Raw genomic sequence first — 15114 nt, forward strand, 5'->3', positions numbered from 1 at the left:
GACTTGGCTCGCTTTATTCAGGTGCTCCTGACAATTTCTTGACGCAAGGTCACGAAATCACGCCGCTGCGAGAACGGGCCAGGGCGAGCAACGCTGCGATGTCGAGATGGCATTCGAGATGCCGGGCCAGCGCGTCGAGCGCCGCTTCGACGCCGGCCTCGTAGCCGGGGCCGGCGAGCAGGCCGCGCCCCGCGATGCCGCCAAGCCAGGCGGCACGGAGCGGGTCCGAGGCAAGCACGCCATGCAGATAGGTGCCGCTGACGCGCCCGTCGCGGCTCTGGGCGCCCTCCGGCAGGCCCGCGACCTCGAAGGGTGCGCGGTTCGTGTCCGGCCCGGAGCTGGCGCCGAGATGGATCTCATAGGCCTGTCCGGTCGCGCCGCTGTCCGCATGCACCGCAGAAACCTCGCGCACCGTCTTGTCGGGCGTCAGCTCGGTTTCGATGTCGAGCAGGCCGAGGCCCGGCGCTTCCCCGGGCGGACCTTCGAGGCCGAGCGGATCGCGCACCACGCGGCCGAGCATCTGGTAGCCGCCGCACAGGCCGAGCACATGCCCGCCGCGCCGGTGATGGGCGAGGATGTCGATGTCCCACCCCTCGCTGCGCAGCCGGGCGAGATCGCGCAGCGTCGTCTTCGATCCCGGCAGGATGACGAGGCTGGCGTCGCCCGGCAGCGGCTGGCCGGGGCCGACAAGCACGAGGTCGATCTCGGGCTCCTGCTTCAGCGGGTCGAGATCGTCGAAGTTCGAGATGCCGGGCAGCACCGGCACCACGACTTTGAGCGCCGCGCCCGGGCGGCGGGCATCGCGCTCGAGATCGAGCCCATCCTCGGCCGGCAGCCGCGCGGCCTGTGGGAACCAGGGCACGATGCCGAGCGAGGGCCAGCCGGTCGCCGTCTCGATCGTCGTGATGCCCTCGCGGAACAGGCCGATATCGCCGCGGAACCGGTTGATCGCGAAGGCGCGGATCATCGCCCGGTCGGCCTCGTCGAGCACCGCATGGGTGCCGACCAGGCTGGCGATGACGCCGCCGCGGTCGATATCGCCGACCAGGACCGCCGGCACCCCGGCGGCACGGGCGAAGCCGAGATTGGCGATGTCGCGGGCGCGCAAATTGGTCTCGGCCGGCGAGCCGGCGCCCTCGACGATGACGAGGTCGGCGCCGTCGCAGAGCCGCTCGAAGCTCTCCAGCACCTTGGGCAGGAAATCGCCGCGTCGCGAGAAGTCGCCGGAGGAGAGGCGCCCGGCGACGCGGCCCTGCAGCACGATCTGGCTGCCGGTATTGCTCTCCGGCTTGAGCAGCACCGGGTTCATGTCGACATGCGGGGCGATGCGCGCGGCGCGCGCCTGCAGCGCCTGGGCCCGGCCGATCTCGCCGAGCGGCGTCGCCGCCGCGTTGTTCGACATGTTCTGCGGCTTGAACGGGCGCACCTTCAGCCCGCGATCGGCGAAGAGCCGGCACAGCCCCGCGACCAGCAGCGACTTGCCGACATTCGAGCCGGTGCCGAGCACCATCAGCGCGGGAGCGGGGCGTAAGGGAGCCATGGCGCCTGATAGGCCGCTGCTGTCGGGGCGGCAAGCAGACGGCCTGCCTTAAAAAAGCTCACCGACCCACGTCAGCATCCTGCAGCTCCAAAGGGGCGAAGAAACCGCAGGCCGCTGTCGTGAATCGGCTGGCCATGAAAAGACACTGACCGCTGACGAATGTCAACATTCTTCATTTCTCAGTCTTCAACGCGATTTCCGGCGCGTGCGAACCGCCGCGGCGCGTGCTATGGCCGCCTGCCGCCAGGAGCGGATCGAGGTGAGACTGAGGTTCTCGGCTCATGACGCTCCCATTTCTCCGACGAGGGACGGATTTCGGGTCGCATCGAAGCGCAGGGCGCTTCGGCCGCGCCGGATCAGCCTCTCCCAGACGACTGCATGACGCCGCGATGAATCCGATCTTCTCCGCTCTCCAGACCAGCGTCTTCGAGGTGATGTCGCGGCTCGCGAACGAACACCGGGCCGTCAATCTCGGTCAGGGCTTCCCCGACGATCCCGGTCCTGAGGATGTCCGGCGCAAGGCTGCCGATGCGGTCATGGGCGGCTGGAACCAGTATCCGCCGATGATGGGCCTGCCTGAATTGCGCAAGGCGACAGCGACGCATTTCAAGCACTGGCAGGGGCTCGATCTCGATCCCGACGCCGAGGTGATGGTGACCTCGGGCGCGACCGAGGCGATCGCCGGCGCGTTGATGGCCCTGGTCTCGCCGGGCGACGAGGTCGTGCTGTTCGAGCCGATGTACGACGCCTATGTGCCGCTGGTTCGCCGCGCCGGTGGCATCCCGAAATTCGTGACGCTGAAGCCGCCGCATTTCGGCCTCTCGGAGGAGGCGCTGGCGCAGGCCTTCTCGCCGAAGACCAGGGTCGTGCTGTTCAACAACCCGCTGAACCCGACCGCGACGATCTTCAGCGACGCCGATCTTGACCTGCTCGCCGACTTCTGTGTCCGCCATGACGCGGTCGCGATCTGCGACGAGGTCTGGGAGCATGTCGTTTTCGACGGTCACCGCCACCGGCCGCTGATGAACCGCCCCGGCATGCGCGAACGCACGGTCAAGATCTCCTCGGCCGGCAAGATCTTCTCGCTGACCGGCTGGAAGGTCGGCATGGTCATGGCGGCGCCGGAGCTGATGCGCGTGCTCGCCAAGGCGCACCAGTACATCACCTTCACCACCCCGCCGAACCTGCAGGCCGCGGTCGCCTACGGCCTCGGCAAGGAGGACGGCTATTTCGAGGGGATGCGTGCCGATTTCCAGCGCTCGCGCGACCGCTTCGCCAAGGGGCTGACGGAACTCGGCTACAGCGTGCTGCCGAGCAAGGGCACCTATTTCCTCAATGTCGACATCGCGCCGCTCGGCGAGAGCGACGACGTCGCCTGGTGCCAGCGCCTGGTGACCGGCAACGGCGTCGCCGCGATCCCGGTCAGCGCCTTCTATGCCGAGGGCGCGGTGCGCAATGTCGTGCGCTTCTGCTTCGCCAAGCACGATGCCACGCTCGATTCGGCGCTGGAGCGGCTGGAAGCTGCCCGCAAGGGCTGATCTCGCTCAGGGCTGGCGCAGCTTGCTGACCAGTGTTCCGGCGCGGATCAGCGCCGGCTCGAAGCGCTTGGCCTCCGCGGCGAGCCCGAGACCGCGCAGGGTCTCGATCGCCCCCATCAGCTCGGCTGTGGCGGTTTCGGCCATCTGGCGCTCGCTGAGCTGCTCGGCGAGCCGGAGCCGGGCATCGGCGCGGTTGCCGGCGCTCTCGGCCCAGAGCGCGGGCACGATCTCGCGGCGCCGTTCCAGCAGGGCGGCGTCGAAGGCGGCGATCGCCTCTTCCAGCACCACTGGCTCGCGGTAATAGGCGGCAAGGCCACAAAGGGCGGCGCCGATCCGGTCCTGCACCTCGGCCCATTCGAGCGGCCGGCTGGTCTGCTGCCAGTCGTCGAGCACGCGCTTGAAGGCGTTGATCGCGGATTCGAGTGCTGCCGCGCCGCTGGCCCGCAGGCCGAGCGCGACATAGGCCCGGCCGAGTTCGAAGTTCAGCCGTGTCCACTCCGCCGGCATGGCGCTGCGCTCCATCGCCGAGAGCGAGGCGCGCAAGGCGGTGATGCCTTCCTCCAGCAGCGCGGCATCGTCCTCGGCCTCGCCGAGCGAGGTCAGGGCTTCGCCGAAGCGGCTCTGGATCGCGGCCCAGAGCGCCGGTGCCTGCTTCGGGGTGAGGTCGTCGAGGACGGTGCGATAGATTTCGATCGCCTGGCGGGTCAGCCGCCGGTCGCCCTGCTGACGCGCCAGCCCGTTGATCGCCCGGGCCAGGCGCTGCTGGGTCGCGGCCCAGGGCACGGTCTGGTCGAAATTGTCGAGCTTGCTCAGCATCGCCCGGAAATGTGCGATCGAGGCCTCGAAGCCGGCCTTGTCGCGGAAATCGGCGCCGATCCGGGCGAGCGCGTCGCCCTGGAGCCAGGCATAGACACGAGCCTGGTCAGGATCGGCCGAAGCCGCGATCAGCGCCGCTTCGGCGAAACGTTGCGCCGCGTCGTGATAGGCTTGGGCATTGAGGCGCAGCATCGCGACTGCGCCGCGATCGGCGCGCCCCGCCGCGGCCGCGAGAAGCTTGTCCTTCGACATCTTGTCGAGCGCGACGGTGCCGTCGAGATTGCGCAGCTCGGCCTGGGCGAGCGAGCGGTCGGCCTCCGCGAAGCGGCCGTCCGTCAGCGAACGCGCGGCGTCGGCGCGCAGTCGGTCGAGTTCCGGATCGGACGCCGAGGACTGCAGCAGGCGCGTGCGCAGGGCGCGAAACTCGCCGGCCTTGCGTCTGAGATCATGTTCGATACGGCTGAAATCGGGCTTGCCCGAAGCTTCGCCCATGGCGGCGAGAACGGCCAGCAGCAGCGCGGGGGGCACGCCCTCGCGCTGCGAGACCCGCGCCAGGATGGCAGTGATTTCCTGGTTCATGCGCGCGGGCCCTATGTGGGTCTGCCTCAGCGGGCGGCGATGACCGCGATCTCGACCGTGAACTGCGGGCCGGCGAGCTTGGCCTCGACGGTGGCGCGGCCGGGGGTGTTGCCCTGCGAGACCCAGGAGTCCCAGACGGCGTTCATCTCGGCGAAGGTCGACATGTCGGAGAGCCAGATGTTGACCATCAGCAGCTTGCTCTTGTCCGAGCCGGCCTCGGCCAGAAGCCCGTCGATGATGCCGAGAATTTCCTTGGTCTGCTCGGCGACGCTCTTGCCCGCCGCCTTGTCGGCGACCTGACCGGCCAGATAGACGGTGTCGCCGTGCACGACGGCCTTGGACATGCGGGGGCCGGGGGCGATGCGCTTGATGCTCATGACCTATCTCTCCAGTAGGATGGGGTTTGCTGGTAGCCCGAGACCTCGGGCTGTGCAATCGCTGCGAGCCCCGGGGCGGCGAGCAGACGCTGTTTTTCCGGCTATTATGACGCTTTCGCAAAGGGATAGGCCACCGCTTCGCGCCAGGTGACGTCCTCGATCTAGGAGGCTGCGACCCAGCCGGCCCAGAGCAGGGCGTAGCGCGCCGCCTTGCCGATGAAGACCAGCAGGACGAAGCGCCCGAGCGGATAGTTGAGCGAGCCCGCAACGAAGGTCAGCGGATCGCCGCCGATCGGCAGCCAGGCGAAGAGCAGGGACGGCCAGCCGAAACGCGCGAACCAGCCCTGCGCCTTGACGAAGCGCGCCGGATCGGGCCGCAGCCGCGACGGCAGGCGCTCGATCCCGCCTTTGGCGATCAACCGGCCGAGCCACCAGTTGACGACCGAGCCGGCAGTGTTGGCGATGCTGGCGACGGCAAAGAGCAGCAGAGGATCGACGGTCTTCGCGACGAGCAGGCCGACGAACACGGCCTCGGACTGGGCCGGCAGCAGCGTCGCGGCGACGAAGGCCGCCCCTGCCATGAGGCCCAGGGAGGAGAGGGTTTCCATTCAACGGTCCGAAGGCAGGCCGGAAGCTGAGCCCTCATCCTGAGGAGCCGTGCAGCGGCGTCTCGAAGGATGTTCCAGCGCGCGCTGGAGCATCGCTCGAGACGCAAGGCTTGCGCCTTGCTCCTCAGAATGAGGGATCGGAAACTCGGGTAGTTCCGGACTCAAAGCCGTCGCAGCGCGACCTGCTGGATGCGGTGGCTGGCGCCCTTGGTCAGGATCAGGCTGGCGCGCTGCCGTGTCGGCAGGATGTTCTCGCGCAGGTTCGGCAGGTTGATCCCGGTCCAGAGCTTCTCGGCGATCGAGAGCGCCTCCTCCTCGCCGATCTCCGCATATTTCCGGAAGAAGGAGCGCGGGTCGCGGAAGGCGGTCTGGCGCAGCGTCATGAAGCGGTTGACGTACCAGCGGTGCAGATCGTTCTCGTCGGCGTCGAGATAGACCGAGAAGTCGAAGAAGTCCGAGACGAAGGGGATGATCGAGCCGTCCCGCGGCAGGCGGCTCGCCTGCAGTACGTTGAGCCCCTCGAGGATCAGGATGTCCGGCCGCTCGACCGTGACCTGCTCGCCGGGCACGACGTCGTAGACCAGGTGCGAATAGACCGGCGCGGCGACGGCGCGCTTGCCGGCCTTCACATCCGAGACGAAGCGCAGCAGCGCCGCTCCGTCATAGCTCTCCGGGAACCCCTTGCGCTGCATCAGCCCGCGCCGTTCCAGCTCGGCATTGGGCAGGAGGAAGCCGTCGGTGGTGACGAGCTCTACCTTCGGCGTGTTCGGCCAGCGCGAGAGCAGGGCCTGCAGCACGCGCGCCGTGGTCGACTTGCCGACCGCGACCGAGCCGGCGACGCCGATGATATAGGGAACCTTGACCTCGGCCTCGGCCATCAGGAAGCGCTGGGTCGCCTTGAACAGCCCTTGCGTCGCGGCGACGTAGAGCGAGAGCAGGCGCGACAGCGGCAAGTAGATCGCGACGATCTCGTCGAGCGAGATCGGGTCGTTGATCGATTGCAGCCTGGTGAGGTCCTCGACCGCGAGCGTCAGCGGCGTGTCGGCGCGCAGATGGGCCCATTCGTCGCGCGTGAAGGCGCGATAGGGCGAGACCAGCTCGGGGTCCTTGGACGAGAGGGCGAGACGCTGGTCCATGGTGAAGCGACCCGCATTCCAGGCTTCGAGGTTCAACGCGTGACTCGCCTCGTGTTCAACGCGGGCGCGAGGCCTTTTCTGCCAGGCCGGAACGCCCCGTTCGAGCCTCAAGCTGGCTCAACACGTCCCGCAATGCAACATCACGGGCCTTGAGCACAACCAAAAGATGATAGAGCAGGTCGGCGCTTTCGGCGATCAGCTCCTCGCGATCCCCCTTCACGGCTGCGATCACGGCCTCGACCGCCTCCTCGCCGAGCTTTTTCGCAGCCCGCTCCGGGCCGGCGGCCAAGAGCTTCGCCGTCCAGGATTCCTCCGGCGAGGCGGCGCCGCGTTCGGCGACGATGCGTTCTAGGTCGGCGAGGGTGAAGCTCGTCATCGCCGTCAGTCCAGCCGCATTGCGAGACCGGCCGCCGCCATGTGGGCCTTGGCCTGCGGGATGGTGAAGGTGCCGAAATGGAAGATCGAGGCGGCGAGCACGGCCGAGGCATGGCCGTCGCGCACGCCCTCGACGAGATGGTCGAGCGTGCCGACGCCGCCGGACGCGATCACCGGCACGGCGACCGCATCGGCGACCCGCCGCGTCAGCTCGATGTCGAAGCCGGTCTTGGCGCCGTCGCGATCCATCGAGGTCAGGAGGATCTCGCCGGCGCCCAGCGAGGCGACCTCGCGGGCATAGGCGACGGCGTCGAGCCCGGTCGGGTTGCGCCCGCCATGGGTGAAGATCTCCCAGCGCTCGGGTGAGACCTGCTTGGCGTCGATCGCGACGACGATGCATTGCGCGCCGTATTTCTGCGCGGCCTCGCGCACGAATTCGCGCCGCTTCACCGCCTCGGTCATGATCGAGACCTTGTCGGCCCCGGCCAGCAGCAACTGCCTGATGTCCTCGAGCGAGCGCACGCCGCCGCCGACCGTCAGCGGCATGAAGCAGGCCTCGGCGGTCCGCGTCACCACGTCGAACAGGATGCCGCGATCCTCGCTGCTCGCCGTTATGTCGAGGAAGCAGAGTTCGTCTGCGCCGGCCGCATCATAGGCCTTGGCCGCCTCGACCGGATCGCCGGCATCGACGAGGTCGAGGAACTGCACGCCCTTGACGACGCGGCCGTCCTTGACGTCGAGGCAGGGGATGATGCGGGTTTTCAGGGTCATGTCTGCTTGCCGGCGAAAAGGCGGAAGGTAATGGCGCGCGACCCTAGAGCAAGCGCCGCCCGGTTGGAATGCTCCCGGCCGCAGGGCCGCCCGCGATTGAAGCGGCCGCGGGCTCCTGCTTTCCTGACGCAAGGGCCGTCCGAGCCCGCAAAGGGGAAGCCGTTCGTGAAGATCACCGCACTCATCGCCGGCGCCGTCAGAGGCGCCGCGTTCCTGACCGCCATGGGCCTCGCATGCGCCGGGGCGGCTCGCGCCCAGGCGCCTGCCAGCCAGCTCGACACCATCCTGAGCGCCGGCACGCTGCGCATCTGCACAGCGGGCGACTACAAGCCGTTCACCGTCGCGGCCGGCGAGGGCTATGAGGGCGTCGACATCGAGATGGCGCAGTCGCTCGCCAAGGCGCTCGGCGTCGAGCCGCGTTTCGTGCGCACCAAATGGGCGGATCTGATGCCGGATTTCCTCGCCGGCAAATGCGATATCGCCATGGGCGGCATCGGCGTCACGCTCGAGCGCCAGAAGCGCGCCTTCTATTCGGCGCCGACGCTCGCCACCGGCAAGGTCCCGCTGGTGCGCTGCGCCGACAAGGACAGGCTCCAGACCGTCGCCGACATCGACAAGCCCGGCACCACCGTGATCTTCAATCCCGGCGGCACCAATGAGCGCTTCGCCCGGACCAGCTTCAAGCAGGCCAAGCTCCAGCTGCACACCGACAATGTCTCGATCTTCGACGAGATCCTCGCCGGCCGTGCCGACGTCATGATCACCGAGGCGCGCGAGGCGACGATCCAGGAGAAGCTCAAGCCGGGGCTTTGCGCGGTCAACACCGACAAGCCGCTGACCTTCTCGGAGATCGCCTATCTGCTGCCGCGCGGCGACGTCGTCTTCAAGGCCTTCGTCGACCAGTGGCTGCACATCGCCAAATCGACGGGCGAGTACCAGCGCATCTTCGACAAGCATTTCCGCTGAGGAAAGGATCGGCAATTCCGCTCGGATTTGCCGAAGCGCCTTAACCGGAGCCCAACGCTCCCTTGTGCACTCTGCGTTGCCTGCCGTAAGGGCAGCGTAAGGATCGGGCCCGGCGCTCCGCCGGGCCGCTTCGGGGGAAGATCATGTGTGACCAATGCGCTGATGGCCTGTCCGTCTCGGGCTCGCGCCGTGGCTTTCTCAGGGCGGGCGGGCTCCTGGCGCTTGGCGCCTGCTTGCCGGGCGTCGCGGGCCTAAGCTCGCCCGCGCATGCCCAGAGCCCGGCCGTCAATGGCGACGAGGCCCTGAAGCGGCTGGTCGAAGGCAATGCCCGCTATGTCGCGGGCCAGCTCAGCGAGCGTGACTTCTCGGCCGGCCGTGCCGCGCGCGCCGCCTCGCAATCGCCCTTCGCCTCGATCGTCAGCTGCGCCGATTCCCGCGTCGCGCCGGAACTCGCCTTCGATCAGGGGCCGGGTCAGCTCTTCGTCACCCGCGTCGCCGGCAACTTCGTCAACAAGGATACGCTGGCGAGCCTCGAATTCGGGGCGCAGGTTCTGGGCTCGCAGCTCATCCTAGTGCTCGGCCATACCAGTTGCGGCGCGATCTCGGCGACGATCGACGTGGTCAAGAACAAGACCAAGCTTCCCGGCCATCTGCCGGCGCTGGTCGAGGCGATCCGCCCCGCCGTTCTTACGGCCCAGAAGGAGAAGCCGCAGGACATGCTGGAGGCGGCGACCATCGCCAATGTCAGGCTCAACGTCGAGAGACTGAAGAAGGCGACGCCGATCCTCTCGAAGCGCTTCGCCGAGAAGAAGCTGGTCGTGGTCGGCGGCGTCTACGATCTCGCCACCGGCAAGGTGAATTTGGTCTGAGCGGCGACGGCGGGCCTTGCGCCCGCCGCTTTGGCTCGGCGTAACCGGCTCAGGCGCGGGCGAGCCTCGCCAGCGCGGAGGCGGGGTCGATCCGCCCGTCATAGAGCGCGCGGCCGGTGATGGCGCCTTCGAGGATTGCCGCATCGGGCGCACAGAGCCGCTCGATATCGGCCATCGAGGCGAGGCCGCCCGAGGCGATCACCGGGATCGAGAGCGCATGGGCGAGGCCGATCGTGCCGTCCCAGTTGATGCCCTGGAGCATGCCGTCGCGGGCGATGTCGGTGTAGATGATCGCGGCGACGCCGGCATCCTCGAAGCGCCGGCCGAGATCGTCGGCGGCCAGCGCCGAGGTCTCCGCCCAACCTTCCACGGCCACATAGCCGTCACGGGCATCGATGCCGACCGCGACCTTGCCCGGGAAGGCTTTTGCCGCCTCGCGCACGAAGGCGGGATCGCGCACCGCCGCCGTGCCGATGATGACGCGGGCGATGCCCTTCTCGAGCCAGCCCTCGACCGTCTTCATGTCGCGGATGCCGCCGCCGAGTTGGACCGGGAAGGCGACGCGCTTCAGGATCGCCTCGACGGCGCCGGCATTCATCGGCTTGCCGGCGAAGGCGCCGTCGAGATCGACGACATGCAGCCACTGGAAGCCCTGGTCCTCGAAGGTCGCGGCCTGGGCGGCGGGATCGTCGTTGAAGATCGTCGCCTGCTCCATGTCCCCCTGTTTCAGGCGAACGCAGCGGCCTTCCTTGAGGTCGATGGCGGGGAAAAGGATCAAGGCTTCCACCTCAGGAAATTGGCGATCAGCGCGAGGCCGAGCCTCTGGCTCTTCTCGGGATGGAACTGCGTGCCCGCCATGTTGCCCTGCGCAACCATGGCGGTGACCGGCCCGCCGTAATCGGTCAAAGCGAGCACGTCCTGCGCCCGTTCGGCGACGAGCGCATAGGAGTGCACGAAATAGGCGTGCCAGCCGGCGGGCCCGGTCTCGATCCCGTCGAGCAGGGCGTGCTCGTCCTGCTTGTGCAGGGTATTCCAGCCCATATGCGGGATCTTCAGGCTCTCATCCTGTGGGCGGATCAGGCTGACATCGCCGGGAATCCAGCCGAGCCCTTGCGTGGTGACGTATTCCAGCCCGCGGCTCGCCATCAATTGCATGCCGACGCAGATGCCGAGGAAGGGCCGGCCCTTGCCGCGCACGGTGTCCTCGAGCGCTTCGACCATGCCGGCGACCGCATCGAGCCCGGCCCGGCAATCGGCGAAGGCGCCGACGCCTGGCAGCACGATACGGTCGGCGGCGCGGACCGCGTCGGGATCGCTGGTGACGCGGATGCTGGCGGCGATGCCCGCTTCATCGGCCGCGCGCTCGAAGGCTTTTGCGGCCGAGTGCAGATTGCCCGAGCCGTAGTCGACGATCGTGACGGTCTGGCTCATCGGCCGCTCGCTTCCGGGAAAAGGCCGATCACCGGCGTCGGACCGCTGGCGAAACGAGGAGGAGCGCTCGTCGGAGCGACGGGGCGCGGCGGCTCGCCGGCCGGCAATGCGCGCTCGAAAAAGCGGCGCTCGGCGCTCGAAAGGTCAGCTGCCTCGACAACGTCGACCAGCCGCCAGCCCTTTCGCATCAGCTTGCGCGCGATCAGGTTCTGGCCCTCGAGGCCGAGGAAGATGCCGAGCGCCAGATGCGACAGCGAGACCGCGGCGAAGGAGAGGCCGAACTGCTGCTGCAGATAGACGATGCCGGCCCAGGCCAGCGCATAGACGAAGAAGACGAGCCAGAGCCGCTTCAGCAGCAGCCAGACCCCGCCGAACAGGAAGGCTGGCCAGGTGAAGCTCTCCGGCAGGACGCGGGCCTGCTCGATTTCCTCGCGCAGTCCGCCGGCGCCGGGCGGCGGAATCAGGACCTGATAGAACGCCATGGCATCGGTCCCTTACAGCGCACCCTTGGTCGACGGCACGCGGCCGCCCTCGCGCGGATCGACTTCCAGCGCCTGGCGCAGCGCCCGCGCCAGCCCCTTGAAGCAGCTCTCGGCGATATGGTGGGCATTGTCGCCATAGAGCGTCTCGACATGCAGCGTGATGCCGGCATTCATCGCGAAGGCCTGGAAGAACTCGCGCACCAGCTCGGTGTCGAAGCTGCCGATCTTCTGCGCCTTGAACTCGGTGCGGAAGACCAGGAAGGGCCGGCCGGAGACGTCGACCGCGACGCGGGTCAGCGTCTCGTCCATTGGCAGGTGGACGTCGGCATAGCGGCGGATGCCCTTCTTGTCGCCGAGCGCTGCCTTGAGGGCCTCGCCGAGCGCGATGCCGGCATCCTCGACCGAGTGGTGGTCGTCGATATGGGTGTCGCCCTTCACCATGACCGTGGTGTCGATCAACGAATGCCGCGCGAACAAATCGAGCATATGGTCGAAGAAGCCGACGCCGCTCGAAATCTCGGCCTTGCCGGTGCCGTCGAGCACGAGCTTCACCGAGATGTCGGTTTCGTTGGTGCGGCGCTTGACCTCGCCCGAACGCATGCTGACCTCTGTCTCTCGCGGATTTGGCGTCGCTTTAGCAGGCGCGGGGCGCCATGGCCAATGCCCTGCGCTCGATGCCGGCCTCCTTTGTCATCCTGGGCGGCCGCGGGCCGTCCCGGGATCCATCGTAAGGCCCGGTGTTCTCCAATGGATTCCGGCGCTCCGCGGAGTTTATCCTCGGGCCGGCCGAAGGCCGGACCCGGGGGCTACGGCCAGGATGACGCGGAGCTTGTCGCGGCCTGGCCGGCATAGCCGCCCCGACCTCGATTCCTGCCCTTGCCCTTGATACCGGGGCTTCGCCTGAACATGTTGGCGGCACCCGTTCCGACCGAGACTGAATCGCGATGTCAGAGACCTCCAGCATTCCCAGCATGCACGCCACCACCATCCTGATGGTGCGCAAGGGCGGTCGCGTCGTGATCGGCGGCGACGGTCAGGTCTCGCTCGGCCCGACGATCATGAAGGGTAATGCGAAGAAGGTGCGCCGCCTTGCCAAGGGCGCGGTGATCGCCGGTTTCGCCGGCGCCACCGCCGACGCCTTCACCCTGTTCGAGCGGCTCGAGGCCAAGCTCGAGCAATATCCGACGCAGTTGCTGCGTGCCTGCGTCGAGCTCGCCAAGGACTGGCGCACCGACCGTTATCTGCGCCGGCTGGAAGCGATGCTGCTTGTCGCCGACAAGGAGGTCTCGCTGCTGATCTCCGGCACCGGCGACGTGCTCGAGCCCGAGGCGAGCGAGCACGGCTCGGTGATGGCGATCGGCTCCGGCGGCAACTACGCGCTGGCCGCGGCCCGCGCGCTGGTCGATGTCGAGCCCGATGCCGAGACGATCGTGCGCAAGGCGATGAAGATCGCCGGCGACATCTGCGTCTACACCAACCACTCGCTCGTCATCGAGAGTCTGGAGCTGGCATGAGCGGCGCGCCGGCGCGGTCGATCGCGTTCCGTCCCGTCGTGGCGGCGGACTATTCGATGCTGGCCGACTGGCTCGCCCGCCCGCACTGGCGGCAATGGTGGGGCGAGCCACAGACGGAGCTCGGCTATATCGGCGACATGGTCGAGGGGCGCGACGACACGTGCGAGCCCTATATCTTCGAGCTGGGTGGCGAGCCTGCCGGCTACATCCAGGTCTGGCAGGTGGCGCCGCACCAGAACTCGGACTGGGCCACCGACAATCCCTGGCTGATGGAACTGCCGGCGGAGGCGGTCGGCGTCGATCTCTCTCTGGCGGACGGCGAAAGGCTCGGGCAGGGGCACGGCTCTGCCGTGTTGCGGCGTTTCTGCCAGACGCTGCAGGATCGTGGCCACACGACCATCATCATCGACCCCGACCCGGAGAATGCCCGGGCGATCGCGGCCTATCGCAAGGCCGGCTTCCGGCCGATGCCGGCGGTCCGTTCGGGCGCCGACAAAGCCCTCATCATGCAGTTCATGCCGAACACGGAAACGCAATGACCACCTTTTCCCCCCGCGAGATCGTCTCCGAGCTCGATCGCTTCATCGTCGGCCAGAACGACGCCAAGCGCGCCGTCGCCATTGCGCTGCGCAATCGCTGGCGCCGACAGCAGCTCGAAGGGCCGTTGCGCGAGGAGGTCGCGCCCAAGAACATCCTGATGATCGGGCCGACCGGCTGCGGCAAGACCGAGATCGCGCGGCGCCTCGCCAAGTTGGCGAATGCGCCCTTCCTCAAGGTCGAGGCGACCAAGTTCACCGAGGTCGGCTATGTCGGCCGCGACGTCGAATCGATCGTGCGCGACCTCGTCGAGGTCGCGATTGGGCTGGTGCGCGACAGCCGCCGCAAGGACGTTCAGGCCAAGGCCCATATCGCCGCGGAGGAGCGCGTGCTCGATGCGCTGGTCGGGGCGACGGCGAGCGCGGCGACGCGCGACGCCTTCCGCCGCAAGCTGCGCGCCAACGAGCTCGACGACAAGGAGATCGAGATCGAGGTCGCCTCGGCGGGCAGCGGCCAGCCGATGTTCGAGGTGCCCGGCATGCCCGGCGCCTCGATCGGCGCGATCAACCTCTCCGACATGTTCGGCAAGGCCTTCGGCCAGAAGGGCAAGCCGCGGCGCGTCCAGGTCAAGGACGCCTATGGCCCGCTGCTCGCCGAGGAGAGCGACAAGCTGATCGACCAGGACGCCATCGTCCAGCAGGCGATCCGTGAGGTCGAGAACAACGGCATCGTCTTCCTCGACGAGATCGACAAGATCTGCGCCCGCGAGGGTCGCTCCGGCGCCGATGTGTCGCGCGAGGGCGTGCAGCGCGACCTGCTGCCGCTGATCGAAGGCACGACGGTCGCGACCAAGCACGGGCCGGTGAAGAGCGACCACATCCTGTTCATCGCGTCCGGCGCCTTCCACGTCTCGAAGCCTTCCGACCTCCTGCCGGAGCTGCAGGGCCGCCTGCCGATCCGCGTCGAGCTTTCGCCGCTCGATGTCGAGGACTTCAAGCGCATCCTGACCGAGACCGAGGCCAGCCTGATCAAGCAGTCGGTGGCGATGCTCGCGACCGAGCAGGTCGAGATCTCCTTCGCGCCGGACGCGATCGACGCGATCGCCCGCATCGCGGTCGAGGTGAATTCCACGGTCGAGAACATCGGCGCGCGCCGGCTCCAGACCGTGATCGAGCGCATCCTCGACGAGATCTCGTTCACCGCGACCGATCGCGGCGGCGAGAGCGTGACCATCGACGCCGCCTATGTCGAGGCGCGCATCGGCGATCTCGCCAGGAATGCCGATCTGAGCCGGTTCATTCTGTAGCGCGAGAGTTCTGCGGCCGGGTGCCGACATGCCAGATCGTGGCGTCGCCGTTGATCTCGACGACGCCGCGCAGGTCGCCGACGCCTATGAACAGGGTGAAGACGTAGATTCGGCGATCCGCGAATGCCGGATGGCGCCTGAGTGGGATTGAGCCGTCATGCACAAGCCGCAGTTCGATCGCCTTGCGAGCGCCTTGGAGCCTGTCTGCGGCTATGCAGCGCGCCAGGCCCTTTTCGGCGAGATCCGACCAGACAACCTGCCGCATCTCG

Annotated in this window: 18 protein-coding genes; 6 read left to right on the forward strand and 12 right to left on the reverse strand. The window is 68.0% G+C overall.

The genetic code is table 11. The features are described from left to right. Nucleotides 1–49: 49 nt before the first annotated feature. Nucleotides 50–1540, reverse strand: a complete 1491-nt coding sequence (locus RKE40_RS17095; protein ID WP_316019433.1) for a cobyric acid synthase — start codon at nt 1538–1540, stop codon at nt 50–52. 389 nt (nt 1541–1929) lie between these two features. Here RKE40_RS17095 and RKE40_RS17100 point away from each other — a divergent pair, with 389 nt between their 5' ends. Next, the gene (locus RKE40_RS17100; RefSeq protein ID WP_316019434.1) at nt 1930–3078 is read left to right on the forward strand and encodes an aminotransferase; all 1149 of its coding nucleotides are present in this window, start codon (nt 1930–1932) and stop codon (nt 3076–3078) included. A gap of 6 nt (nt 3079–3084) precedes the next feature. Here RKE40_RS17100 and RKE40_RS17105 read toward each other — a convergent pair whose 3' ends face one another. The 6 genes from RKE40_RS17105 to hisF form a co-directional block, all read right to left on the reverse strand. Further along, nucleotides 3085–4473: a hypothetical protein gene (locus tag RKE40_RS17105; RefSeq protein ID WP_316019435.1), complete on the reverse strand. Its 1389-nt coding sequence runs from the start codon at nt 4471–4473 to the stop codon at nt 3085–3087. A gap of 26 nt (nt 4474–4499) precedes the next feature. Next, nucleotides 4500–4850: a RidA family protein gene (locus tag RKE40_RS17110; protein ID WP_316019436.1), complete on the reverse strand. Its 351-nt coding sequence runs from the start codon at nt 4848–4850 to the stop codon at nt 4500–4502. Between the two features lie 161 nt (nt 4851–5011). Further along, entirely contained in the window at nt 5012–5458 is a 447-nt protein-coding gene (locus RKE40_RS17115) for a YqaA family protein (protein ID WP_316019437.1), read from the reverse strand. A 161-nt stretch (nt 5459–5619) separates the two neighbouring features. Continuing rightward, nucleotides 5620–6594, reverse strand: a complete 975-nt coding sequence (gene coaA / locus RKE40_RS17120) for a type I pantothenate kinase (protein ID WP_316019472.1) — start codon at nt 6592–6594, stop codon at nt 5620–5622. Nucleotides 6595–6649: 55 nt separating this feature from the next. Continuing rightward, on the reverse strand, nt 6650–6970 hold the full coding sequence (locus RKE40_RS17125; RefSeq protein ID WP_316019438.1) for a phosphoribosyl-ATP diphosphatase: 321 nt from the start codon (nt 6968–6970) through the stop codon (nt 6650–6652). Nucleotides 6971–6975: 5 nt separating this feature from the next. Next, nucleotides 6976–7740 carry an imidazole glycerol phosphate synthase subunit HisF gene (gene hisF, locus RKE40_RS17130; RefSeq protein ID WP_316019439.1) on the reverse strand — a complete coding sequence of 255 codons (765 nt, stop codon included), beginning with the start codon at nt 7738–7740 and terminating at the stop codon, nt 6976–6978. A 165-nt stretch (nt 7741–7905) separates the two neighbouring features. Here hisF and RKE40_RS17135 point away from each other — a divergent pair, with 165 nt between their 5' ends. Together RKE40_RS17135 and RKE40_RS17140 are read left to right on the forward strand one after the other, a co-directional pair. Continuing rightward, on the forward strand, nt 7906–8706 hold the full coding sequence (locus RKE40_RS17135) for a transporter substrate-binding domain-containing protein (RefSeq protein WP_316019440.1): 801 nt from the start codon (nt 7906–7908) through the stop codon (nt 8704–8706). A 143-nt stretch (nt 8707–8849) separates the two neighbouring features. Continuing rightward, complete coding sequence (locus tag RKE40_RS17140; RefSeq protein WP_316019441.1) at nt 8850–9575, forward strand: carbonic anhydrase; 726 nt, start codon at nt 8850–8852, stop codon at nt 9573–9575. Nucleotides 9576–9624: 49 nt separating this feature from the next. Here the strand turns inward: RKE40_RS17140 and hisA are convergent, their stop codons facing one another. Genes hisA through hisB form a run of 4 tightly spaced genes read right to left on the reverse strand, consistent with a single transcriptional unit; the run spans nt 9625 to nt 12088 of the window. Next, entirely contained in the window at nt 9625–10362 is a 738-nt protein-coding gene (gene hisA / locus RKE40_RS17145) for a 1-(5-phosphoribosyl)-5-[(5-phosphoribosylamino)methylideneamino]imidazole-4-carboxamide isomerase (RefSeq protein ID WP_316019442.1), read from the reverse strand. Continuing rightward, complete coding sequence (gene hisH / locus RKE40_RS17150; RefSeq protein ID WP_066473087.1) at nt 10350–11006, reverse strand: imidazole glycerol phosphate synthase subunit HisH; 657 nt, start codon at nt 11004–11006, stop codon at nt 10350–10352. Before hisH ends, hisA begins: the two co-directional genes overlap by 13 nt. Continuing rightward, entirely contained in the window at nt 11003–11488 is a 486-nt protein-coding gene (locus RKE40_RS17155) for a DUF2628 domain-containing protein (protein WP_316019443.1), read from the reverse strand. The genes hisH and RKE40_RS17155 overlap by 4 nt, the downstream gene beginning before the upstream one ends. A 12-nt stretch (nt 11489–11500) precedes the next feature. Further along, nucleotides 11501–12088, reverse strand: a complete 588-nt coding sequence (gene hisB, locus RKE40_RS17160; protein WP_316019444.1) for an imidazoleglycerol-phosphate dehydratase HisB — start codon at nt 12086–12088, stop codon at nt 11501–11503. A gap of 344 nt (nt 12089–12432) precedes the next feature. On the opposite strand from hisB, the gene hslV reads away from it, so the two are divergent. From hslV to hslU, 3 genes are read left to right on the forward strand one after another with little or no spacing between them, the layout of a single operon-like run. Further along, entirely contained in the window at nt 12433–13002 is a 570-nt protein-coding gene (gene hslV, locus RKE40_RS17165) for an ATP-dependent protease subunit HslV (RefSeq protein WP_316019445.1), read from the forward strand. Continuing rightward, on the forward strand, nt 12999–13541 hold the full coding sequence (locus RKE40_RS17170) for a GNAT family N-acetyltransferase (RefSeq protein ID WP_316019446.1): 543 nt from the start codon (nt 12999–13001) through the stop codon (nt 13539–13541). Before hslV ends, RKE40_RS17170 begins: the two co-directional genes overlap by 4 nt. Continuing rightward, nucleotides 13538–14845 carry an ATP-dependent protease ATPase subunit HslU gene (gene hslU, locus RKE40_RS17175; protein WP_316019447.1) on the forward strand — a complete coding sequence of 436 codons (1308 nt, stop codon included), beginning with the start codon at nt 13538–13540 and terminating at the stop codon, nt 14843–14845. The genes RKE40_RS17170 and hslU overlap by 4 nt, the downstream gene beginning before the upstream one ends. Here the strand turns inward: hslU and RKE40_RS17180 are convergent. Next, nucleotides 14835–15110 carry a hypothetical protein gene (locus RKE40_RS17180; protein ID WP_316019448.1) on the reverse strand — a complete coding sequence of 92 codons (276 nt, stop codon included), beginning with the start codon at nt 15108–15110 and terminating at the stop codon, nt 14835–14837. The two genes, hslU and RKE40_RS17180, sit on opposite strands and share 11 nt — an antisense overlap. Between the last annotated feature and the right edge of the window lie 4 nt (nt 15111–15114).

It is taken from the genome of Allobosea rubneri, assembly GCF_032464875.1.
Taxonomy (GTDB): Bacteria; Pseudomonadota; Alphaproteobacteria; order Rhizobiales; family Beijerinckiaceae; genus Allobosea; species Allobosea rubneri.